We start from the raw sequence: 22,299 nt of genomic DNA on the forward strand, positions 1-22,299 counted from the left end.
CGGGGGCCGGACCTCCTCCACCCGGCCCCCGGGGACCCACCCCCCGACTCCGCCCCAGACCCCGCCACCAGCCCCCCGGAGAACCCCATGCGACCGTCCCCGCCGACCGCGCGCCCCCGGGCCGCACTCGCCCTCGCCCTGGGCACGGCACTGACACTGACCCTCTCCCTGGTCCTCGCCCTGCTCGCCCTCGCACCGTCCGCCGCCCGCGCCGACACCGGCTTCCGGGTCGAGGACGGGCGCCTCGTCGACGCCGCCGGGAACGACTTCCTGATCCGCGGTGTGAGCCACGCCCACACCTGGTACCTCCAGGAGACGGGCTCCTTCGCCGACATCAAGGAACAGGGGGCCAACACCGTCCGCGTCGTCCTGAGCAGCGGACAGCGCTGGACCGAGAACGGGCCCGCCGACGTGGCCAACGTGGTCTCGCTGTGCAAGGCCAACCGCCTGATCTGCATGCTCGAGGTCCACGACACCACCGGCTACGGCGAGCAGTCCGGGGCCGCCACCCTCGACCAGGCCGTCGACTACTGGCTGCGCGTCCAGGACGTCCTGGAGGGCGAGGAGGACCACGTCCTCGTCAACATCGGCAACGAGCCCTACGGCAACAACGACGCCGTCAACCAGGGCTGGGCCGACGACACCATCGCCGCCGTCGGGCGGCTGCGCGACGCCGGGTTCGAGCACACCCTCGTCGTGGACGCGCCCAACTGGGGCCAGGACTGGCAGGGCATCATGCGGCGCGACGCGCCGCTGGTGGCGGCCGCCGACGACAACACCGTCTTCTCGGTCCACATGTACGGCGTCTACCAGCAGGAGTCCACGGTGGTCTCCTACCTGGAGCACTTCGCGAACGCGGGGCTGCCGCTGATCGTCGGCGAGTTCGGCCACGACCACAGCGACGGGAACCCCGACGAGGACGCGATCATGGAGCACACCCGGCGGCTGGGGCTCGGCTACATCGGCTGGTCGTGGAGCGGCAACGGCGGGGGAGTGGAGTACCTCGACATGGTCGAGGACTTCGACCCGGCCCGGATCACCCCCTGGGGCGAGCGGATCTTCCACGGGCCCGACGGCATCGGCGAGACGTCGGTGGAGGCGCCCGTGTACGGCGGGGGCGGCGAGCCCACCGACCCGCCCACGGACCCGCCGACCGACCCGCCCACGGACCCCGAGGGCGAGTGCACGGCGGAGTTCCGGATCACCAACGAGTGGCAGGGAGGGTTCCAGGCCGAGGTGGAGGTCACGGCGCACACCGCCCTCACCGGCTGGACCGTCGCCTGGACCGCGCCCTCGGGGCAGAGCGTGTCCCAGTCGTGGAACACCGACCTCACCGCCTCCGGCGGCACCGTGACCGCCCGCAACGCCCCCTACAACGGCGGCCTCGCCGCGGGCGCCGCCACCACCTTCGGACTCATCGGGAACGGCCCCGCCGTCGTCCCCGATCCGACGTGCGCCGCGGCCTGAGCGGCCGCGCCGCCCCCGGCCGGGTGCCCGCCCGGCCGGGTCCCCCACCCGAAAGGAAGAACACCGCAGTGGAAAGGACCCGTATCCGCAACCTGCTGACCGCAGGGGTGGCGCTCGGAGCGCTCGCCGTCGGCTACTCGGTGGTGGTCGCGCCCGAGCCCGCCCAGGCGCACGGCGCGTTCACCTACCCCGCCTCCCGCACCTACGCCTGCTTCCAGGACGCCACCGGAGGAAGCTCCGGCGGTGCCCTGGACCCCACCAACCCGGCCTGTGAGGACGCGCTCGCCGAGGGCGGCGACTACCCGTTCTGGAACTGGTTCGGCAACCTGATCAGCAACTCCGACGGGCGGCACCGCGAGTTCGTCGCCGACGGCGAGCTGTGCGGGCCGACCCCGCAGTTCAGCGCGTTCAACGCCGCCCGCGACGACTGGCCGGCCACGCAGCTGCAGGCCAACACGACCGTGGAGTTCCTCCACAACGCCTGGGCCCCGCACCCGGGCACGTTCTTCACCTACGTCACCGAGGCGGGCTGGGACCCGAACCAGCCGCTGACCTGGGACGACCTGGAACTCATCGACACGGCCGTCAACCCGCCGCTGCGCAGCGGCGGCGAGGCCGGGGCCGAGTACTACTGGGACGTGGACCTGCCCGACCGGTCGGGACGCCACGTCGTGTACTCGGTGTGGGAGCGCTCGGACAGCCCGGAGGCGTTCTACAACTGCTCCGACGTGGTGTTCAGCGGCGGCGGGGACCCCGGTCCCACCGATCCGCCGGACCCGACCGACCCGCCCGAGCCCACGGACCCGCCCGAGCCGACGCCGGAGCCGACGGACCCGCCCGAGGGCGAGTACTGCACGGCCGAGTACCGGATCCTCAACGAGTGGTCCGGCGGCTTCCAGGCGGAGGTCGAGCTGACCGCCGGCGAGGAGGGCGTCGACGGCTGGATGGTGGACTGGGTGTTCGCCAACGGCCAGACCGTCTCCAGCCTGTGGAACGGCACGGTCGTGAACCACGGATCGCACCACGAGGTGCGCAACCTGCCGCACAACAGCCTGTTGGAGCCGGGCGAGAGCACCACGTTCGGGTTCACGGCGAACCACCCGGGCGGCGTGAACATCGTCCCCCTCCCGGATTGCGGTCCCGACTCCTGACCCCCGACCCCTGACCACCGCCACCCGCAGGGCCCGGACCGCCGCAGCGGTCCGGGCCCTGCCCGGTGCGGAGGCCGGCCGCCGCACCCGTTCCGGGCCGCGCCCGCCGGCGGCTCAGAAGCCCCCGCCGCCGCCTCCGTCACCTCCTCCGCCCCCGCCGTCCCCTCCGCCGTCGCCGCCGCCCCAGCCGCTCTCGCGGTCGCCGTGGTGCGCGCCGGCGAAGTTGAAACCGCCCCCGTCGCCGCTGCCGCCACCGCCGCCCCTGCGCCGGGGGGCCGGGGCCGTCTCGTACATGCGCAGGTCCCGCCACTGGGGCAGGCCGCTCTCGCCGAACAGGGCGCAGGCCATGACCACGGAGTCGGGGTCGCGGACGTCCCACCTGAAGCTGCGGCCGGGGTCCAGCGCGGCGTGCTCGCGGCGGGCGCGGCGCAGCCGGGCCGCCCCGGCCCGGCTGACGTACCGGCCGCCGGCGGTGAGGACCGCGCCCAGCGTGGTGGCGGCGACGAGGACCAGCGAGGCCTCCAGCAGGTTCCCGGTCGCCTCCGCCGGGAGGTTCATGACCGCCGCGACGGCGACGGGCACGGAGAGGAAGGCGAACACACAGGGCCAGAGCTTCAGGGGGCGCTGCCACCTCTGCCACAGGTGGCCGCGCCGCCGCAGGCTCCGCTCCATGCGCTCCAGGACCGCGGCGACGGCCGCGTCGTCCACGAGGAGCCCGAGACAGTGGCGGGAGGGCACGCGGCGCAGCGCCTCCAGGGCCGCGGCGTCGAGCGGGTGGCCGGGGGCACCGGCCGCCTCCGGGAAGCGCAGCCCCGAGTCCCCGGCGCCCTCGGCCGCGGACGGCCCGACGGCGACGTGTCCCGAGGCGAGCAGCGCGGTGACCGCCGTGGCGACGGCCCGCGAACGGCCCCGGAGGAGGGCGAGCTCGCGCGCGTCCGGATCGGGGGAGAGGCGGCGGTTCCGGGGGACGGCGACCAGGCCCTGGTACAGGCCGAGGACGGTGAGGACGAGGGTGGCGACGATGACGGGCAGACCAGGGGACACGGGGGACCTCCGCAACGCGGGGAACGTCGGTGGAGGCGGGACAGGGCCTGTCCCGTATGTTCCCCGCCCGCACCTCTTCCAGGCCCCGCCGCCCGGCACGATCCGGCCCGGGCCCGGGCCCTCGGGGTCCTGGACCCGGGTCAGCCCTTGAGGGCGTAGAAGTGCAGGGGGGAGTTCGGCGCGAACCCGATCCGCGGGTACATCGGCGCCCCCGCCGCAGTCGCGTGCAGGGTGGCGCGGACCAGCCCGGTCGCCCGCGCGCCCTCGTACAGGGCCTTGCGCGTCACCGCCTCCCCGTACCCCCGGCGCTCCCACTCCGGGGCGGTGGCGACCAGCACCACGAAGAGGCGCCCGTCCGTCTCCACCGCCCCCGCGCAGGTCACCGGGACACCGTCCCGCAGCCCCAGGTAGGCGTACACCCCGTCCTTCCACAGCGCCGACCCCAGCAGCCCGTCCCGGCCGTCCTCCAGCGGGAACCCGTAGGCCCGCGAGTTCAGGTCCGCGTACGCCCGCAGGTGCTCCTCGGTGCCCACCCGGACGAACTCCAGCTCGGGGTGGGACGGCGCGGGCAGTGACGGCAGGTCCCCGGCCATCCCGGTCCCCGGGAAGGCGAACTCCAGCCCCGCCCGTTCGACGGCGCCCCGCAGCCCGGCGCGCGCCTGCTCGGACAGCAGGTCCTCGAAGAGCCACAGGAACCCCGGGCGCCGCTTCGCGCGCATGACGCCGGCCGCCCGCGCCAGCCGCTCGTCGAGCAGCCCCGGGTCCGCGTCGACCTCGGTCAGCGTCACACAGTTCCAGAAAGCGAACCGGCTGTCGGCCCAGCGGACCGCCACACCCGGCAGGTCGCGCACGTCGGCCCCCGGATCGCGGTCGAGCACCAGCGCGCGCCACCCCGCGGTGAGCTGCTCCATCGACTCGACCGACTCCGCACGACCCGCCATCCCGGCTCCTGACACTTCGAGGGCATTCCACGGAACACGATCGCGCGGGGAGGGAGGGTTACCGGCCGGTTCCACCGATCCGTGACCCGGCGCGCCGGGGGACCCGGGACGGCCGACCGGGGGCATGAAAAAGGAGGGGGTCTCAAGGACGCTTCCCTCCACTCTCAATGTATAGCGCACCCCCGGCCTTGCGGCAAGACCCCCCTCATGCCCCACAATCGACCTTCGTGACGACACGCCATGTTCCGGGGGACCACGTGAATCCGCAGGCCACGAGCCTTTTCGAGCTGCCAGAGAACCTGGCGGCCAAAGCCGATCCGGCGCTCATCGCCGACGACGAGCGCCACTTCGCCGACATCACGCGCAGCCTGGCCGAGACCATCGCCGACCTGTCCGCCCGCCTGGACGCCGTGCGCCTCGCGCCCGGCGGTAAGGGCCGCATGGTGATGGACCGGGACATGGAGGTCCACCGCCTCTCCAACCGGCTGCGCACCCTGCGCCGCTTCGGCCTGGACCTGTGCCTGGGCAAGGTCGTCCCCGCCGACGGCACCGAGCCCGTCTACATCGGCCGCCTCGGCCTCACCGACCCGGACGGCCGCCGGCTGCTGCTGGACTGGCGCTCGCCCGCCGCCGAGCCCTTCTTCGCCGCCACCCACGCCGACCCGCGCGGCCTGGAGAGCCGCCGCCGCTACCGCTGGACCCGCGGCCGGGTCACCGACTACTGGGACGAGGTGTTCACCGAGGAGGGGCTGGAGGGGCACCACGCCGCGCTCGACGACCAGTCCGCGTTCATCGCCAGCCTGGGCGCCACCCGCTCGTCCCGGATGCGCGACGTCCTGGGCACCATCCAGGCCGACCAGGACGCCATCATCCGGGCCGGGTCCGCCGGGGCCCTGGTCGTCGACGGCGGCCCGGGCACCGGCAAGACCGTCGTCGCCCTGCACCGCACCGCCCACCTGCTGTACTCCGACCCGCGCCTGGGGCACCGGCGCGGCGGCGTGCTGCTGGTGGGCCCGCACCAGCCCTACCTGTCCTATGTGGGCGACGTCCTGCCCAGCCTGGGCGAGGAGGGCGTGCAGACCTGCACCATCGCCGACCTCGTCCCCGAGGGCGGCGCGGTGGCCGGGGAGAAGGACCCGGAGGTGGCGCGGCTCAAGGAGTCGGCGCGGCTCGTGGACGCGATCGAGCCCGCCGTCCGGTTCTACGAGAGGCCGCCCAAGGAGGGCCTGGACATCAGGACGCCGTGGGCGCAGGTCCGCCTCACCGCGCAGGACTGGGAGGAGGCGTTCGACGCCGTCGAGCCCGGCACCCCGCACAACGAGGGGCGCGAGCCGATCTTCGACGCCCTGGTCGCGATCCTGCTGGACAAGCACGACCGGGACGAGGAGGGGGTCTCCCCGGAGATGCTGCGCCGCGTGCTCCAGCGCGACCGGGAGCTGATGACGGCGCTGTACCGGGCGTGGCCGCTGCTGGAGTACACCGACATCGTCGGCGACCTGTGGTCCGTGCCCGCCTACCTGCGCATGTGCGCCCCCTGGCTGGAGGCGGACGAGGTGCGGGCGCTCCAGCGCGCGGACGCCCAGGCCTGGACGGTGTCCGACCTGCCGTTCCTGGACGCCGCCCGGCTGCGCCTGGGCGACCCCGAGGCGTCCCGGATCCAGCGCGGCCAGCGGGCGGCGGAGGCCGCCCAGCGCGAGCGCATGTCGACCGTCATCGACGACCTGGTCGCCGCGGACGACGACGGCGAGGGCGTGGTGACGATGCTGCTCCTGGGGGACATGCAGAACAGCCTGGTGGACGACTCCGTCCTGCCGACCGCCGACCGGGACGCCCTGGCCGGGCCGTTCGCGCACATCGTGGTGGACGAGGCCCAGGAGCTGACGGACGCCCAGTGGCGGATGCTGCTGCTGCGCTGCCCCTCGCGCAGCTTCACGATCGTGGGAGACCGCGCCCAGGCCCGGCACGGGTTCACGGAGTCGTGGCGGGAGCGCCTGGAGCGCGTCGGCCTGGACCGGGTGGAGATGGCCTCGCTGAGCATCAACTACCGGACGCCGGAGGAGGTCATGGCCGCCGCGGAGCCGGTCATCCGCGAGGCCCTGCCGGACGCGAACGTGCCGACGTCCATTCGCGGCTCGGGCGTGCCGGTGGCGTACGGGGCCCTCGCGGAGCTGGACGCGCGGCTCGAGGAGTGGGAGGCGCGGAACCCGGAGGGCGTCGCCTGCGTGATCGGCGACGCGGCGTTCCAGGCGGCCTTCCCGGAACGCCCGCGGGTGCGGTCCCTGACCCCGGAGCTGGCCAAGGGCCTGGAGTTCGACCTGGTGGTGCTCGTGGACCCGGACGGGTTCGGCGAGGGCGTCGCGGGGGCGGTCGACCGGTACGTGGCCATGACCCGCGCCACCCGGGAACTGGTCGTCCTCACCGGCCCCTGACCGGGGCCGGCGGGCCCCGGGTCAGGCGGGGGAGGGGCGCAGCAGCACGAACGGGTTCCCGTCGGGGTCGGCGCAGGCGGACAGCCGGCCGACCCCGGGGGCGTCCTCGGGCGCCATGTCCACCCGGCCGCCGGTCTCGGGGACCAGGGCGGCGGTGGCGTCCACGTCCTCGACCTGGAACACGGGGTGCCAGTCCCCGCCGCCCAGGGACTCCGCCGTGCCGGGGTCGACCTGCGCGATGCCGCTGTGCGCGCGGTCCTCGTCCAGGCCCTCGGGCCTGACGGTCAGGTAGGTGTCCCCGCCGGGCAGCTCGAAGGGGCCGAACTCCCAGGGGAAGAGCCCGCCGTAGAACCTCCGGGCGCCCTCGGCGTCCGGGGTCCACAGCTCGGCCCAGACGAGGGTCCCGGGCTCGTCCACGGTCTCCATGCCGGGGAAGGAGAGCGGCTGCCAGAGGGCGAACCGCACCCCCTGCGGGTCGGTGCACTGCGCCATCACGCCCATGCCCATGACGTCCATCGGGGGGAGGTCGACCGTGCCGCCCAGCTCGGCGACGCCCCGGACGTACTCCTCGGCGTCGGGGGCCTGGAAGTAGAGCGTCCAGGAGGGCCGCTGCCCCTCCTCCATGAGCGGCCCGGCGCCGCCCACGGTCCGCCCCCCGGACTTCAGGAGCAGGTAGCCGCCGGTGTCCGGGCCCGCGGACTCGGCCTCCCAGCCGAACAGGCCGCGGTAGAAGGCCAGGGACCTGTCGAGGTCGGAGGCGCTCAGCTCGATCCAGCAGGGGGAGCCGGGGCGGTAGTCGGTCGTGATCATGGCGGTGGCCTCCGGTGGTCGGGTGCGTTGCGCGGTGCCACCTGCGAGTCTCACCCGGACCGGCCACAAGGCGGGGGAGGTCGGCGGCAAAGTTCGCACAAGCCCGGGGAGGGTTCCCCCGCGGCCGTGCTCAGTTCCCGTCCGCGCCGCCGGACCCCTCCGGCCGGGGCGGGTACGGTCCGCCGCAGGTCCCGCGCCGTTCCACCGGGCCCGGGGGAGGAGCGGGGGTCAGCGCCGGTAGAGGGCGAACAGCGGTTTCAGCCACAGGAGCTCGCCCGGCCGGTGGTCCCGCGCGGGGCGCAGCCGGGCGGCGACACCGGGGGCCTGCCTGCGCAGGTAGCGGCGCCCCTTGCGGGCGTGGAAGGTGGTGGAGGCGATCTTGACGACGGGGAAGGAGTCGATCATGGGGAGGGTGAGGGCGATGTTCTCCCAGGTGCTGGTGGCCTTCTCCTCCAGGAGGACGTCGCCGGGGTCCACGCCGAGGCGCCCGACGGCGTAGTCGGCCATGACGGCGGCCTCGGAGCGCCCGGCCCGGGGACGGCGGGGGCTGGTGCCGGTGAAGACCAGGACGCTGCGCCCGGCGCGGGGGTCGCGCGAACGCAGGGCGATCCGCGTGCGGTAGCGCTGCACCAGGCCGGGGCGGTCGCCGCGCCGGCTGGGGAAGCCCAGGACGACGATCGCCTCGTCGGCGCCGGGGGAGACGGGGGGAGCGGCGGCCGGGTAGTCCTGCCGGGAGACCCGCCACAGGGTCCATTCGCTCCAGAGGAGGACGGCCCCGGCGGCGGCCGCGGCACCGAGCAGCAGGCGTGTGCGGTTCATGGGAGGGAACCTACCGGTGCCGCCCGGGCCGTCGGCTCAGCCCTGCGCGTTCGCCTTCCACTCCTCGGCGAGGAGGCCGAACAGCACCTGGTCCAGGAACTCGCCCAGGACCCAGGACGAGGAGCGCAGCACGCCCTCGCGGACGAAGCCGTTCTTCTCGGCGGCGCGCATCATCGCGAAGTTGTCCTCCAGTGTTTCGATCTGGAGGCGGTGCAGGCCGCGGACCGCGAAGCCGTAGTGGCAGAGCACCGCGACCACGTCGGTGCCGTAGCCCCTGCCGCGGGCGGAGGGGCGCAGGCCCATCCCCAGGTGCGCGGAACGGCTGTGGCCGTCGATGCCCCACAGGGTGGCGGTGCCGAGCAGTTCGCCGCCGTCCAGGTCCACGACGGAGAACGTGGCCATGTCCTGCGCCGTGTCGTCCACGTTGACCAGGGAGTGCTTGGAGCCGGGCATGACGGGGCGCCATGGGCTGCCCTGGACCCGCGAGTGGATGACCACGTCGTCGTAGAGTTCGGCCTGGAGGACCGGGTTGTCGTCCTCGTGCCGGGCCCGCAGCCCGACCTTGGTACCTGTGAGCATGGGGGACTTCCTACCGGAGCGCCTCGGGCGGCCGCAACCGTATTAGACCTCTGTGTCCTTTTCGGGTGGCGCCGCGTCCGCCCTCCCGCCCCGGGCGCCGGTCACGTCACCTTTGCCCTGACGTTCTCCTACCTTGGCGCCGAACCGGGCAGTGGCATCCGACCGGCAACGAAAACGGGAGGCATCATGATCGCGAAGCTGTCCGAACTCGGCGTCACCTCCGAGATGGCCTACGCCGCCGGCGTCGCCAGCATCGGCGCGTCCGTCCTGAGCTGGGTCGTGTCCAAGAAGAAGGAGGACGCCGGCACCGACCGGGCGGACCGCTGGGGACTCTTCGTCGGCGAGTGGGCACCGACCTTCTTCGCCCTGGGCATCGCCCTGCGCCTCGAAGAGAACAAGTGACCATGGCACCTGTTCCCGGGCGCGGCCCGTCTTGACGGGCCGCGCCCTCCGTGCGCCCTCCATGCGGGCCCCGGGCCCGGAGCGGCTCAGATGATCCCGCGCTCCCAGCCCACCCGCACGGCGGCGGCGCGGTCGCCCACCCCGAGCTTCTTGTAGATGTGCAGCAGGTGCGTCTTCACCGTCGCCTCGCCGATCCCCAGGTGCCTGGCGACGGCACCGTTCGTGAACCCCTCCGACACCAGCCGCAGCACGTGCACCTCCCGGTCCGTCAGCTCCGCCTCGTACCTGCGGCCCGCCAGCGCCGCGAGCGCCGCCGCGGTGAGCACCGGCCTCCCCGCCGCGACGTCGTGCACGGCGCGGACCAGCTCCGCGCGGCGCGCGTCCTTGAGCAGGAACCCGTCGGCGCCCGCCGTCATCGCCCGCCGCACGTCCCGGTCGGTGTCGTACGTCGTCAGCACCAGGATCCGGGGCCGCGTCGGATGGGCCCCGCGCAGCTCGGCGATCGCCTCCACCCCGTCCCCGCCGGGCATCCGGAGGTCCATCAGCACGACGTCCGGGTCGCTCGACCGCACCACCGCGACAGCCTCCCGCCCGTTCGCGGCCTCGCCGACGACCTCGATGCCCTCCTCGCCGCCCAGGATGCCGGCGAGCCCGTCCCGGACGATCGGGTGGTCGTCCGCCACCACGACACGCACCGCGCCCACCCCGCTCACACCGGCACCGCCGCGACCACCCGGCACCCCTGTCCCGCCCGGCTCTCGACCTCGAACGCCCCGCCCACGGCGGCGACCCGGCCGGCCATCCCCGCCAGCCCCTGCCCGCGTCCGCGCGCGGCGGCCGCGGCCGGGTCGAACCCGGCCCCGTCGTCGGTCACCGTCAGCTCCACCCATCCCTCCCGTTCCCCGCGCCGCCCGAGCACGAGCCGCACCGTCGAGGCCCCGCTGTGCCGGGCCGCGTTCGCCAGCGACTCCTGGGCGACCCGCAGCAGCACGTCACCGTGCCGGGCGGAGTCCGGCGCCCCCTCCACGTCCAGTTCCGCGACGATCTGGTGCGTGCGCGCCCAGTTCCTCGTGAGATCGTGCAGGGCCTCGGTCAGCGTGTGCCCGGACAGCTCCCGCGGCGCCAGCGCGCGCACCGCCCGGCGCGCCTCCACCAGGCAGTCCCTGGCCGCGGTCTCCGCCCGTTCGATCCGCTCCCCGGCGGGCGGGTCCACGGGGCCGATGGCCTCCAGTTGGCTGATCACACCGATCAGCCCCTGCGCGACGGTGTCGTGGATCTCGCGGGACAGCCGGGCGCGCTCCTCGCCGACCCCCGCCTCACGCGCCTGTTCGAGGAGCCGGTGGTGCAGCGCCAGGTTCTCCTCGTGCACCGCGGCGAGTTCGAGCGCGACGCGCTCGCGCTCCGCCACCTGCCGCTCCCGCTCCCGGGCGAAGTGCAGCATGAGCATGCCGATCCCCACGTTGACCGCGGCCAGCGCCAGGTACAGCCACGGCAGGTCGGACACCCCCGGAATGCCGCCGCCCTGGCCCACCGCGGTGACCAGCCCGGTCGCGACCGCGGCGACGACGACCTGGCGCCGGCGCAGGTACCGGTCCGCGTCCAGGTACCCGGCGAACGCGGCGATGCAGACGAACGGGTTGAGCAGGGACGCCACCAGCGTGACGGCGAGGTTCGCCGCCACCGCCACGACCGCGACCCTCCCGCCCTGCGCGATCCGGTCCCCGTAGCGGAGCTCGCCGAGGCGGGCCGCGAACAGCACCGCGGTGGGGACCAGCGACCAGGCGAACACCGCCGGTTCGATCACCGGGCCGGTGATCGCGGCGCCGAAGAGCGCCGACACCACCGGGAGCGCCGAGGGGACCAGCCGGACCAGGGACGCCCACCTCGGGAGCGGGCCCCCGGGCCCGGCGCTGTCGCCGTGGCCTGTCGGGTCCGCCGCACCGACGGCACGTGACGCGGTGTTCATGGCAGCATTCTCCCCGCTCCCGGCGCCGCCCGGAAGCGCCCGCGGGTCCACCGATCGGTGGATGCCGCGGACGCCGATCGGCCGAACCGGGCGGGCGTTCCGGCTCCTAGCGTCGTGTGCATGACCCCTCACACGGCGGGCGCCGGGTCAGGCTCGGCGCGAACCCGCATCCACGGCCTCGACGCGCTGCGCGCGTTCGCCCTGCTGCTCGGCATCGTGCTGCACTCGCTCCTGCCCTTCGCGCCGGAGATGCCCTGGCTCGTCAACGACACCCGCACCTCGCCCGCCGCGTTCGTGGGCGTGTACGTGATCCACCTCTTCCGCATGGCGCTGTTCATGATGCTGGCGGGCTACCTCGGCCGCATGGTCCTGACGCGCCGTGGAACCCGGGCCTACCTGCGGGACCGCACGGTCCGCATCCTCCTGCCGCTGTTGGCCTTCTGGCCGGTCTCGGTGTTCTCGCTCGGCGTCCTCGCCACCGTGGCCGCGGCGCAGGGCGGGGGAGCGGCCCCCGAGCCCCCGCCGAGCGACGCGCCGCCGGTGCTGCTCATGTTCACCCCGGGGCAGCTGTGGTTCCTGTTGGTCCTGTTCGAGGTCGTCCTGATCGTCCTCGCCGCGCGGGCCGCCCTGCTGCGGCTGCTGGGCCCGGACCGCGCCGGGCGGTGGTCCGCCCGGATCGGCGGCCTGCTGGCCGCTCCGGGCGGCGTCCTGCTGGCGGCGGTGCCGTACGCCGCCGCGCTCATGGTCCAGGGGACCGACCCGGCCCAGGGGATCAACGCGCCCGTGACGGTCCTGCCGGAGGCCGCGCCGCTGATCGGGTACCTCGGCGCCTTCCTGGCCGGCTGGTTCCTGCACGCCTCGCCGGGCTCGCTCGCCCGGCTGGCGCCGCGCTGGCCGCTGCTGCTGGCCGCGGCGGTCCTCGGCACGGTGTCCATGCTGCTGCCGGTCGCCGCGGGCCTGCCGCTCGCGGTCGGGTCGGGGCTCGTGGCGCTCACCGGCCTGCTGTGGACCTACGGCCTCACCGCGCTCATGGTCAAGGTGTTCTCCCGGGAGCACCCGGCGATCCGGTACCTCGCGGACGCGTCGTACTGGATGTACCTCATGCACCTCCCGCTGCTGGTCGCCATCGAGGTCCCGCTGGCCGGCCTGGACTGGCCGGTCGCGGCCAAGCTCCTGCTGAACTGGGTGGTGACGACGGCGCTGCTGCTCGGGAGCTACCACCTGCTCGTCCGCCGCACCGCGCTGGGCCGCTGGCTGAACGGCCCGCGCCGGCGTCCCGCCGCCGTACTCCCGACGGGCTCCCGCGGTACGTGAACCGCCGCCCCCGAACGCGGATCACACCGGTCACGAACCCTCCGGCCGGCGTCGTCCCGGCCTCCCCGGGGCCTGCCGGAGGGGACACCGGGCGGATAGGATGCGGCGAATCGAGAGTGCACGGCGCCGTGAACCCCGTCTCCGGTTCCCGGAACGAGAACGGAGAAACGTGGCCAGCAGTTACGACTACCAGCTTCCGTTCCACATCAACCAGGTGTGGGACATGCTCCCCCACGCGGTGCAGCGCACCAGGGGGTCCTCGACCCGGGGCAACCCGATGCCCGGCGGCGGTTACCGGTACACGTTCTCCACCGACTTCAACCTGGTCAGCTACGGGCACAACGTGTACATCGAGCTCTCGCCCCACCCCCAGGGCACGAACCTCCGGGTCACGCCCAAACTGAAGTTCGGCCTCGTCGACTTCGAGGGCTCCGACATCGCGGCCAGCCTCCGCGACCACCTCTTCAACATGCTCCGGCACCAGGGCGGCAGGCCGCCCGGCCCGGGCGCGCCCGGCCAGGCCCCGAACGGCCAGGGCCGTCCCGGACCCCCACCCGCGCACGGCGGCCACGCCCCGCCGCCGCCCGGCCACGGCCGGCCCGGGCCGCCGCCCGCCCAGGGCGGCTACGGCCCGCCCCCGGGTACGGCCACCCCGGCCCCCCGCCCGGGCACGGCGGCTACGGGCCTCCCCACGGCCAGGGCGGGCACGGCCCGCGCCGGTAGCGGAACGGGACACGGCCGCGGCGCCCGCCGCGGCCGTTCGCCGGTCCGGTCCCGGGAACGCCGGCGGCGTCAGCCGCCGGCGCCGAGGCCGCGCGCCCAGCCCTCCCCCGACGACCGCCCGGCCGCGTCCGGGTCGTCCCCGGCGGCCCGGTAGAGGCGTGTCAGCCCCGAGGTCACGATGGGCTCGACCTGTTCGAAGGACAGGACCCCGGTCGCGAAGAGCATGCACGCGCCGTGCCCGAGCATCCACAGCTCATGGGCGAACGCGCGCGGTTCGACACCGGCGTCGAACCGCCCCGCCGCCACAGCCCGTTCCACCGCGTCGACGAGGTGGCCGAGCGTGGCGTCCGCCGCCCGGTCGTCCGGCAGCGGCAGCGAGCCGTCGAACATCAGCGTGTACAGGTCGGGGTTGTGCCGGGCCGAGGCCGCGTAGGCGGCTCCCGCCGCGGCCAGGTCGCCGACGGGGTCGTCCGTGGCGGGAAGCGCCGCCAGGCGGGCGGCGAGACGGCCGAACCCCTCCTGGCGCACCGCCCCGAGCAGGCCGGGCATCCCGTCGAAGTACGTGTAGACGGCCATGGTGGAGACCCCCGTCCCTGCGACGAGGCCGCGCAGGCTGACGGTCTCGCGGCGGGCGAGCATGCCCGCGGCGCGCTCGATCAGCAGGCGGCGGACTTCGGGGCGGGCGGGACGGACCACTTGCCCATTCTATATCAGTGCTATTGAATAGCGCTGTTATCGAATGAGGAGGACACCGTGCCGGTCCAGCTGCTCAACCCGTCCGCCCTGCCCCGGCCCGAGGCCTACGCCCAGGTCTCGATCGCCGAGGGCTCCAGGCTGGTGTTCGTCTCCGGGCAGGTCGCGCGCGACGCCGACGGTAACCCGGTGGGGGAGGGCGATCTGGCGGCGCAGAGCGAACAGGCCTACGCCAACGTGCACGCGGCCGTCACCGCAGCGGGCGGGACCTTCGCCGACATCGCCAAGCTGACGGTCCACGTCGTGGACTGGAAGCCGGAGAAGACGGCCCCGCTCGTCGAGGGCGCGATGCGTGCGGCGCGGCGCCTGGGCTTCGACCCCGTCCGACCCATCACCCTGCTGGGCGCCGCGGCCCTGGGCGAGCCCGATCTGCTGGTCGAGGTCGAAGCGGTCGCCGTGCTGCCCTGACCGGGGGAGCGGACGGTCCGGCGGGCGCGCCCGGGTTCAGCCCCGCAGGCCCTCGTCGAGGAGGCGGCGGAGCACGCTCTGACGGGTGCGGCCGCCGAGGTCGCCCGCGGGGAAGCGCCGTGCGACCTCGCGCAGCCCCGGCGGCGCGTGCCCGATCGCCCAGCGGACCTCCTCCTCGCCCACGGTCGGGTCCCCGCCGGCGGCGGCCTCCCGGGCCAGCGCCAGGTACAGCGCGGGCCCGTGGATGTGCTTCACCTGGTGCGGCGTCGCCAGCGCGTGGATGTACGGCGCGCCCACGGCGGCCACCGCCGCGCGTGCCGCGGCCGCGGCCGCCGGGTCACCCGCCTCGCGCGCCGCGGCCAGGGACGCCCAGGCCGCGGTCCGCAGCCGCTTCGTCCGCCGCTCCCCGAGCGCGTACGCCCGCGCCGCCTCGACCGCCTCGCGCGGACGGCCGTCGTCCGGCGCCCCCGCCTCGAACAGCGGCAGCGCCCGCTCCGCGCAGTCGGCCGCCCACCGGGTGAGGACACGGCGCTCGTCGTCGCCCAGTTCCACTTCCCGGGGCCCGTTCCCCATCACCCGTCACCCCTGTCCGTGCCGGGGCCGGTCGGTGCGGCCGTTGCGCTGCCCTGAGAACCATGGGTCATGGGATTCGATCGTATCTTTGAAAGTCCGGTTGAGACCTGGCACGCCCCCGCCTGGGCTTTCCACGGCGAAGTCTCGAACCGGGGTGCCGGTCAGCGGTCGCCGTCCCCCCGTTCCCGGACCCACAGGGCCAGCCGGGTCCGGTCCCGCAGCCCCAGCTTGCGCAGGATGTTCGTGACGTGGTTGCGCGCGGTGCCGTCCGTGATGAACAGGCCCCGGGCGATCTCCCGGTTGGTGGCCCCCGCGCCGATCATCCGCGCCACCTCCCACTCCCGCTCCGACAGCGGCGGCCGCGCCGGCTCCGCCCCCCGGGGCGGCGCCTGTGCCTCGGCGGCCTCCGTCCCCCCGCCCAGGGACGCCACCAGCCGCTCCGCGGCCGCCGTCCCCAGCACCGTCTCCCCGCGTGCCACGCGTTGCAGCGCCGACACCAGCTCCTCCGGCGGCACGTCCTTGAGCAGGTGGCCGCGTGCCCCCGCCCGCAGGCACCCGAAGACGATGTCGTCGTCGTCGAACGTGGTCAGGACGAGCGCCGGCACGTCCGGGTACTCCTCCCGCATCCGCCCGATCAGCGTCGGCCCGTCCATCCGCGGCATGCGCGCGTCCACCAGCGCCACGTCCGGCAGCGCGCCCGCCGCGGCCCCTGCCAGGAACTCCAGCGCCTCCAGCCCGTCCCCGACGTCCCCCGCGACCTCGATCCCGTCCTCGAACTCCAGCAGTTTGCGCAGACCGCGCCGCAGCAGCACCTGGTCGTCCACGATGAGCACCCGCATCAGGCACCGCCCGCATCGCGCGTGCCGTGGACGGCGGCGCCCGCCACGGGCACCTCCACACGCAGCCGGAACCCCGCCCCGGTGTTCTCCGCCGCCAGCCCCCCGCCCACACGCCCGACCCGTTCCGCCAGGCCGCGCAGCCCGAACCCGCCGCGCACCTCCTCCACCGGAGCCCCCCTCCCGTCGTCGGTCACCGACACCGCCACCGTCTCCGGAGCCACCTCGACCTCCACCAGGACCGCCTCGCCGCCGGAGTGCCGCATCGCGTTCGTCAGCCCCTCCTGCACCGCCCGGTAGCACACCAGCTCCGCCTCCTCCGTCAGCTCCGGCCACTCCCCGCCCCGCTGCTCGAACCCGATGTGCATCCCCCCGCCCTGGAACGACTCCGCCAGCGACCGCATCGCGCTCGCCCCCGCCCGCCCCTCCAGCGCCAGCGGCCGCAGCGCCCGCACCCAGCGGCGGGTGTCGGTCAGCGCGTCGCCGGCCAGCGCCCGCGCCTGCGCGACCTCCTCCCACGCCTCCTCCGTCCTCCCGGCCCCGCGGAACCGGAGCGCGTTCGACAGGCACAGCGACAGGGCGGTCAGGTGGTGCCCGGTGCTGTCGTGCATCTCCCGGGACATGCGGGCGCGCTCCTCGGACACGGTCAGCTCCCTGATCCGGTCCGTGCTGCGCCGCAGCTCCCCGTGCGCCGCGGTCAGCTCCCCGTGGGTGCGCTCCAGCTCCTCCAGCAGCTCCCGGGTGCGCCCGGCCCGCTGCGCCGACACCAGCAGGCCCACGGACACCAGTCCCGACGCCACCACGACGAACAGCAGGCCCACCGCCATGATCGCCCCCGCCAGGAGGGGCGTCCCGGGCACGAGCAGTGTCAGCAGCAGGCTGAAGCCGACGACGAGCGCGCCGTAGACGATCCCGCCGGGGACCCCGAAGACGATCACCGCGTTCACCGTTCCCACGCACAGCAAAAGGAAAAGCGCGTGATTGCTGGTGACGAAGGAGGTGAGGGTGAAGACCATGAACGAACCGCTGGCCATTCTTCGCGGCCACGGGGAATGCGGGGACCACGCGAGGAAAGGCCACAGTGCCGCGCAGACGACCAGGGAACCGATTCCCGTCACGACCAGGGAGAGGGTCAGCGGGTCGGCGAGCCCGTCGCCGTCCAGGGGGGCCGCGCCGGTCGTGAACACGGCGTAGACGGCCAGGGTGGACAGCACCGAACCCCAGAACAGCAGCCCCACCGCGCGCGGCGGGCGGTCGTCGGCCAGGCTCACCCAGCGGGACAGGTCGGGGAGGGGGGACGGTGCTCTCATCGTCCGGATACTATCCCCGGCCGCCGGTAAAAGGGGATTTCCGGCTGTCATGGATTTCCGGAGCCGCATACATGACTCCTGTCATATGAGGACCCGCGGAAATTCGGTGACACCGGCATGACGGCGGGTGGATGTGCCCGTGCGCGGCGTTTTCCTAGGGTCCTTCCCAGAGGACGAAGAAGGAACAGGGAGGAACCCATGGAGAGCACGATCGGCGGCACCGCCGCCGAGACCCCCCGCCCGCCCGTCGTCGGCATGGCCGCCGCGGGCCTCGCGATCGCGGGGATGGCCGCCGTCTCCTGGACGGTCTGGCCGGACCTCGCGGAGATGGTGCACGGCGGCAGGTACAACCTGGACGGCAGCCCGAACATGGTGCCCCGGTGGCTCCTCGCGGGCGCCATCCCCTTCACCACGGCCCTCATCGCGGTGATCCTGAGCGCCGCCCCGGCCCTGAGCGCCAGGATCCAGGAGGCGCTGGACCCGCCGGTCCGCCGGACCGCGCGCAGCACCACCCGGGCCATGAACGCCGTCCTGGTCCTGCTCTCCCTCTTCATGCTGGCGGTCCACGCGATCATGGTGTTCAACGGCGCCGGCCGGGACATCCCGACCACGAAGCTCGCGGGCGCCTCGGTGGGAGTGCTCCTCGTCGGGCTCGCGCTGGTCGTGCCCATGGTGGAGTCCGCCGGGGACCGGAACTCCGTTCTCTCCCGCTGGTGGGCGGACACGCGGTGGCCGACGGCGGCGGGGATGGCCGCCGTGGGGGTCGTCCAGACCGCCGCCGCGCTCCTGGTCGACAACGGCCTCCTGGTCGCGATGGTCCCGCTGCTGCTGCTCCCGGCGATGGTGCTGGGAGCGGTGTCCCCCCTGCTGAAGCGCCGCAGGCGCGACTGACGGGAACGCCCTGGCACGGGCGCGGAGCGAACGGCGGGGCCCCACCGACGGGCACCGCCGTTCGCTCCGTCGCGCGTGCGGGCCGGGCCGTGCCGCGGCCGCGCGTCCTCCCCGCCGCCCGGGTCAGATCCTCTCCGCGTTCACGACGATGCCGTCCTCGTCGCTGTACAGCCACTCCCCGGGGACGAACGTGACGTCCCCGAAGGTCACCGGCACGTCCAGCCGCCCGGCGGCGTCCTTGGCGGACTTGCGCGGGTTGGAGCCCAGCGCCTTGACGCCCAGCTCCAGCCCCGCGAGCGCGACCGTGTCCCGCACCGCTCCGTGGACGACCACCCCGGCCCAGCCGTTGGCCACCGCGGCCTCGGCGATCATGTCGCCCATCAGGGCCGAACGCAGCGACCCGCCGCCGTCCACCACCAGTACGGCGCCCCCGCCGGGGGTGTTGAGCACCTGCTTGACCAGGCCGTTGTCCTCGTGGCACTTGACGGTGCGGATCGGGCCGGAGAACACGCTCCTGCCGCCGTACTGCCGGAACTGCGTGGAGCAGCTGCGCAGGGTGTCGCCGTGGTCGTCGATGAGGTCCGCCGTGGTGAAGTCCGCGGCGCTGTGCTCGGTCATGTCGGCTCCGATCCGGGGTGAAGCGGGTGGACGCCACTCAAGCTACCCAGGAGTAGTCCCCCGCCCCCGCCCGGCACCCCGGATGGGCGCCGAGGTGGGCGCCCCGGCGCTCCGGTGGTGCCGACGGCCCCTTTCGGCGATGGCCGCCTCCGCCCGCCCACCCCTTCGTGCCGGTCCGTCCATGTCCGGTTCATCCTTTCGTGGGGAACACCCGTCTCTTTCGTCGATCCCGGCCCTCACGGGCCTTGAGGCCCCCGTTCCGGTGTCAGGATGGAACCTCGGAAGTCACCGAATCGTGGAGATACCGTCACCTTTCGGTCGACCCACCGACCCCACGTCGCGAATCCTCCCCCGCACTCGCGCGACCCTCCCCGACGACACCCCTGGAGAGAGATGGTCTCCGAGATCTTCGACATCAGTGCCGCCTGGTCCCGGGCCGTGATCGGGTTCGCCGCCGGACTCGACCCCCGTGTGCAGGAGGCCGCCCACATCGGCACCGACCTGTTGCTCGCGGTCTTCGCCGTCCTGTTCCTGGCCGCCTGGTGGCGCGCCCGCTCCGTCGACTCGCGGCTGGTGGGCCTGGCGCTGTTCGCGCCGGTCGCCACCGTCATCGCCTACGGCGTCAGCCGCACCGTCAAGTCGTTCGTCGAGCAGCTGCGGCCCTGCCAGGCCATGACGGACCTGACCACCATCGCCACCTGCGACCCCGTCGGCGACTGGTCCTTCCCGAGCAACCACGCCGCGATCGCGGGCGCCGCCGCCGCGGCGGTCGTCATCGCCTGGAAGCACATGGCCCCGGTCGCCGCGGCCGTCGCCGTCCTGGAGGCGTTCTCCCGCGTCCTGGTCGGCGCCCACTACCCGCACGACGTCGCCGTCGGCCTGCTGCTCGGCGCGACCGTCGCCACCGCGGTCTCCCTGGCCATGGCCCGCCCCCTGACCGCCCTGGTCGACAGGGCCGCCGGGATCGCGCTCCTGCGCCCCCTGGTCCGCTCCGCCGCCGCCGACGCGCCCCGCCCCGGCGGTACGGACGACGACACCTCCTCCACCGGCCCCCGCTCCTACGCCGGCGTCTGACCCGCCCCGCCCCGCACCCCCGGCGCCCCGGCCCCTCCCGGCCGGGGCGCCCGGCGTCCCCATGTTTGCGGCCATGGGGTCGTGGCATTCTTCCTGTGTGCGGTTTTTCCGCATACAAGGCAGTGAAGCCTTCTGTTGATGGGGGAGAAGACCGCGATGCTGTTGAGTTTCCGCGTGGAGAACCACAAGTCCATCCGTGAGGAGCAGCAACTCCTTCTCACCCCGGTCTACGAGGACGCGCGCCCACGGACGGCCGACTGGGAGGCGGTCACGGTCGCCGGGATCTTCGGAGCCAACGCCTCGGGCAAGTCCAACCTTCTGGACGCCCTCGCGCTGATGCGGAACACGGTCAGGTGGTCGATGCGCGACAACGAGCCGGGCGGAGGGATGCCGAGGTATCCCTTCGCGTTCGAGGCGGAGGCCCGGAAGGAGCCGTCCGCATTCGTGGTGGACCTCGTCCTCGACAGGGTCAGGTACACCTACGGCTTCGCCATCGATGACGAACGTGTGGTCGAGGAATGGCTCTACTCCTACCCGAAGAGGAGAAAACGGGTGGTCTTCGAGCGAGAAGGCGATGCCTTCTCCTTCGGAGAGCAGGCGTCGGCGAAGCTCCGTCAGGTGGAGTCCATCACCGCCGAGAACACGCTTTTCCTGACGGTCGCCGCCCGTGCTTCGAACGCGGAGGTGGAACCGGTCTACCACTGGTTCTCCCGTTCGCTTGTATTCGCTTCGGAGCGCCGCGGCGATCTTCCTTCCTGGCTCGGCGCCGGGAGCGTGTCCGAGGATTCTCTGGAATCCCTGGCACGTCTACTCGGATCCGCCGGTACCGGAGTCCAGGCGATCGAGCTCGCAGAGCGGCCGACGAACCGCGCGGCCTTCAGGACGGTCACCGTGGAGAAAGCACGCGGATCCGCCGAGGGGGAGGGCGGTTCCGGTGGTGATCGTCCTTCCGCGCCTTCTGTTGAACCCGACATGGATGAATTCCTGCACGGTCGGATTTCGATGGATTCCCAGACTCGAAGATTGCTCCTCGAAACACTCCGCAGGTCATGGACGAAGCCGGGAGGACCGAGGTTCGCTTCGAGTGGCGAAACCCTCCTGTTCCACCATTCCGGGAGCGACGGTACGTGCCCCTTGAACTGGGACCAGGAGTCCTCGGGCACAAGGACCCTGGCCACGCTCGGTTTCGAGGCCCAGCGTGTTCTGGAGAGCGGTGGTGTGCTCGCCGTCGACGAGATCGACGCGAGCCTCCACCCGTACCTCTCCGCCGCGCTCATCGCGCTCTTCCGGGACGAACAGCGCAACCCCGAGGGAGCCCAGATGGTTTTCACCAGTCACGACGCCGCCCTGCTGGGGGACATCCGCGGTGAGGAGGTCCTCCAGCGGGACCATGTCTGGTTCGTGGAGAAGGACGAGCGGTCCCGGACCTCGCTCTTCTCGCTCAGCGATTTCAAGCCCCGGAGCGACGAGAACCGTGCCCGCCGTTACCTCGTGGGACGTTACGGCGCGGTCCCCGATGTGAACGACGAACTCTTCCGGGAGGCCCTCCGCCGCCGGACGGCGAAGCCCGGGCCCCTTCCGGAGGCGACGGAGGAGAGCCTTCGATGAGCAGGCGCGCCAAGCGCGAGAGCCGGCTCGACCGCCGATCCCGGTTCCGGGAGGAGAAGCAGGTCCACCTCGTCGTCTGCGAGGGGGAGACCGAGAAGGGCTACTTCGACTCCCTGCACCGGCACCCGGACGTGCGGGTGCACACCGTCCGTACGCGCAAGGCCAAGCATCCCCAGCGCGAGGCGGTGGTCGCGACCGCTGCTCGAGCGTCGGGTGACGAGTACACCCGGGTCTGGGCCGTCTTCGACACCGACGGCGCGGATGTGCGTGATCTGGTGGCCCGCGCCCGTAAGAACGGCGTCGAACCCGTCCCCTCCACCCCCACCTTCGAGACCTGGCTCATCCTCCACATCGACGATCACCGTTCCCCGCTCCTCTCCGGGGACAAAGCGGAGAAGAGACTCAAGGCCCTCATGCCCCGCTGGAGCAAGGGCGCGACCGACTTCGCGGATTTCGCCGACGGCCTCGACCACGCCTGCGCCCGGGCCGGGAGACTTCCCGAGGGCCATGATCCCTGTACCTCTGTGCACCTCCTCATTCGGGCGGTACTCCGCGGCGGGTGAGGCGGGGCGGATGGCCGAAG

Annotated in this window: 23 protein-coding genes; 11 read left to right on the forward strand and 12 right to left on the reverse strand. The window is 73.7% G+C overall.

Annotated elements, in window-relative coordinates; all coding sequences use genetic code 11:
- Positions 1–87 precede the first annotated feature (87 nt).
- Both K1J57_RS12200 and K1J57_RS12205 read left to right on the forward strand, forming a co-directional pair.
- Entirely contained in the window at positions 88–1,467 is a 1,380-nt protein-coding gene (locus K1J57_RS12200) for a cellulase family glycosylhydrolase (protein WP_220564554.1), read from the forward strand.
- Between the two features lie 68 nt (positions 1,468–1,535).
- Positions 1,536–2,618 (forward strand): lytic polysaccharide monooxygenase, encoded by a 1,083-nt coding sequence (locus K1J57_RS12205; protein WP_255646995.1) that lies wholly within the window; start codon positions 1,536–1,538, stop codon positions 2,616–2,618.
- 114 nt (positions 2,619–2,732) lie between these two features.
- On the opposite strand, the gene K1J57_RS12210 is transcribed toward K1J57_RS12205, so the two are convergent.
- Entirely contained in the window at positions 2,733–3,662 is a 930-nt protein-coding gene (locus tag K1J57_RS12210) for a TIGR04222 domain-containing membrane protein (RefSeq protein ID WP_220564555.1), read from the reverse strand.
- Between the two features lie 140 nt (positions 3,663–3,802).
- Complete coding sequence (locus K1J57_RS12215; protein ID WP_220564556.1) at positions 3,803–4,603, reverse strand: GNAT family N-acetyltransferase; 801 nt, start codon at positions 4,601–4,603, stop codon at positions 3,803–3,805.
- Positions 4,604–4,860: 257 nt separating this feature from the next.
- On the opposite strand from K1J57_RS12215, the gene helR reads away from it, so the two are divergent.
- The gene (gene helR / locus K1J57_RS12220; RefSeq protein ID WP_220565479.1) at positions 4,861–7,032 is read left to right on the forward strand and encodes an RNA polymerase recycling motor ATPase HelR; all 2,172 of its coding nucleotides are present in this window, start codon (positions 4,861–4,863) and stop codon (positions 7,030–7,032) included.
- Between the two features lie 21 nt (positions 7,033–7,053).
- Here helR and K1J57_RS12225 read toward each other — a convergent pair whose 3' ends face one another.
- The 3 genes from K1J57_RS12225 to K1J57_RS12235 all read right to left on the reverse strand — a co-directional run bounded on the left by K1J57_RS12225 (position 7,054) and on the right by K1J57_RS12235 (position 9,240).
- Positions 7,054–7,842 carry a VOC family protein gene (locus K1J57_RS12225; RefSeq protein ID WP_220564557.1) on the reverse strand — a complete coding sequence of 263 codons (789 nt, stop codon included), beginning with the start codon at positions 7,840–7,842 and terminating at the stop codon, positions 7,054–7,056.
- Between the two features lie 228 nt (positions 7,843–8,070).
- Complete coding sequence (locus K1J57_RS12230; protein WP_220564558.1) at positions 8,071–8,661, reverse strand: YdcF family protein; 591 nt, start codon at positions 8,659–8,661, stop codon at positions 8,071–8,073.
- Positions 8,662–8,697: 36 nt separating this feature from the next.
- The gene (locus K1J57_RS12235) at positions 8,698–9,240 is read right to left on the reverse strand and encodes a GNAT family N-acetyltransferase (RefSeq protein ID WP_220564559.1); all 543 of its coding nucleotides are present in this window, start codon (positions 9,238–9,240) and stop codon (positions 8,698–8,700) included.
- A gap of 186 nt (positions 9,241–9,426) precedes the next feature.
- On the opposite strand from K1J57_RS12235, the gene K1J57_RS12240 reads away from it, so the two are divergent.
- On the forward strand, positions 9,427–9,642 hold the full coding sequence (locus K1J57_RS12240) for a hypothetical protein (protein WP_220564560.1): 216 nt from the start codon (positions 9,427–9,429) through the stop codon (positions 9,640–9,642).
- Positions 9,643–9,728: 86 nt separating this feature from the next.
- Here K1J57_RS12240 and K1J57_RS12245 read toward each other — a convergent pair whose 3' ends face one another.
- Positions 9,729–10,355, reverse strand: a complete 627-nt coding sequence (locus K1J57_RS12245) for a response regulator transcription factor (RefSeq protein ID WP_255646996.1) — start codon at positions 10,353–10,355, stop codon at positions 9,729–9,731.
- Entirely contained in the window at positions 10,352–11,608 is a 1,257-nt protein-coding gene (locus K1J57_RS33460) for a sensor histidine kinase (protein ID WP_255646997.1), read from the reverse strand. Before K1J57_RS33460 ends, K1J57_RS12245 begins: the two co-directional genes overlap by 4 nt.
- A gap of 120 nt (positions 11,609–11,728) precedes the next feature.
- Between K1J57_RS33460 and K1J57_RS12250 the strand changes: the two genes are divergently transcribed.
- Both K1J57_RS12250 and K1J57_RS12255 read left to right on the forward strand, forming a co-directional pair.
- On the forward strand, positions 11,729–12,922 hold the full coding sequence (locus K1J57_RS12250) for an acyltransferase family protein (RefSeq protein ID WP_220564562.1): 1,194 nt from the start codon (positions 11,729–11,731) through the stop codon (positions 12,920–12,922).
- A gap of 169 nt (positions 12,923–13,091) precedes the next feature.
- Positions 13,092–13,799, forward strand: a complete 708-nt coding sequence (locus K1J57_RS12255; RefSeq protein WP_220564563.1) for a hypothetical protein — start codon at positions 13,092–13,094, stop codon at positions 13,797–13,799.
- Here the strand turns inward: K1J57_RS12255 and K1J57_RS12260 are convergent.
- The gene (locus K1J57_RS12260) at positions 13,715–14,341 is read right to left on the reverse strand and encodes a TetR/AcrR family transcriptional regulator (RefSeq protein ID WP_220564564.1); all 627 of its coding nucleotides are present in this window, start codon (positions 14,339–14,341) and stop codon (positions 13,715–13,717) included. The two genes, K1J57_RS12255 and K1J57_RS12260, sit on opposite strands and share 85 nt — an antisense overlap.
- 57 nt (positions 14,342–14,398) lie before the next feature.
- Here K1J57_RS12260 and K1J57_RS12265 point away from each other — a divergent pair, with 57 nt between their 5' ends.
- Positions 14,399–14,806, forward strand: coding sequence for a RidA family protein (locus K1J57_RS12265; RefSeq protein WP_220564565.1), 408 nt, complete (start codon positions 14,399–14,401; stop codon positions 14,804–14,806).
- A gap of 36 nt (positions 14,807–14,842) precedes the next feature.
- Here the strand turns inward: K1J57_RS12265 and K1J57_RS12270 are convergent, their stop codons facing one another.
- The 3 genes from K1J57_RS12270 to K1J57_RS12280 form a co-directional block, all read right to left on the reverse strand.
- The gene (locus K1J57_RS12270; RefSeq protein WP_220564566.1) at positions 14,843–15,379 is read right to left on the reverse strand and encodes a putative immunity protein; all 537 of its coding nucleotides are present in this window, start codon (positions 15,377–15,379) and stop codon (positions 14,843–14,845) included.
- A gap of 161 nt (positions 15,380–15,540) precedes the next feature.
- Positions 15,541–16,218 carry a response regulator transcription factor gene (locus K1J57_RS12275; RefSeq protein WP_220564567.1) on the reverse strand — a complete coding sequence of 226 codons (678 nt, stop codon included), beginning with the start codon at positions 16,216–16,218 and terminating at the stop codon, positions 15,541–15,543.
- Complete coding sequence (locus K1J57_RS12280; protein WP_220564568.1) at positions 16,218–17,525, reverse strand: sensor histidine kinase; 1,308 nt, start codon at positions 17,523–17,525, stop codon at positions 16,218–16,220. The genes K1J57_RS12275 and K1J57_RS12280 overlap by 1 nt, the downstream gene beginning before the upstream one ends.
- A gap of 198 nt (positions 17,526–17,723) precedes the next feature.
- On the opposite strand from K1J57_RS12280, the gene K1J57_RS12285 reads away from it, so the two are divergent.
- Positions 17,724–18,416, forward strand: a complete 693-nt coding sequence (locus K1J57_RS12285) for a hypothetical protein (protein ID WP_255646999.1) — start codon at positions 17,724–17,726, stop codon at positions 18,414–18,416.
- A 123-nt stretch (positions 18,417–18,539) separates the two neighbouring features.
- Here K1J57_RS12285 and rraA read toward each other — a convergent pair whose 3' ends face one another.
- Positions 18,540–19,034, reverse strand: a complete 495-nt coding sequence (gene rraA, locus K1J57_RS12290; protein WP_220564569.1) for a ribonuclease E activity regulator RraA — start codon at positions 19,032–19,034, stop codon at positions 18,540–18,542.
- Positions 19,035–19,427: 393 nt separating this feature from the next.
- Between rraA and K1J57_RS12295 the strand changes: the two genes are divergently transcribed.
- The 3 genes from K1J57_RS12295 (at position 19,428) to K1J57_RS12305 (ending at position 22,279) form a co-directional block, all read left to right on the forward strand.
- Positions 19,428–20,108, forward strand: coding sequence for a phosphatase PAP2 family protein (locus K1J57_RS12295; RefSeq protein WP_220564570.1), 681 nt, complete (start codon positions 19,428–19,430; stop codon positions 20,106–20,108).
- Between the two features lie 156 nt (positions 20,109–20,264).
- Entirely contained in the window at positions 20,265–21,716 is a 1,452-nt protein-coding gene (locus K1J57_RS12300) for an ATP/GTP-binding protein (RefSeq protein ID WP_220565481.1), read from the forward strand.
- On the forward strand, positions 21,713–22,279 hold the full coding sequence (locus tag K1J57_RS12305) for an RloB family protein (RefSeq protein ID WP_220564571.1): 567 nt from the start codon (positions 21,713–21,715) through the stop codon (positions 22,277–22,279). Before K1J57_RS12300 ends, K1J57_RS12305 begins: the two co-directional genes overlap by 4 nt.
- Positions 22,280–22,299: the final 20 nt, after the last annotated feature.

The organism is Nocardiopsis sp. MT53 (genome assembly GCF_019598965.1).
Taxonomy (GTDB): domain Bacteria; phylum Actinomycetota; class Actinomycetes; order Streptosporangiales; family Streptosporangiaceae; genus Nocardiopsis; species Nocardiopsis changdeensis.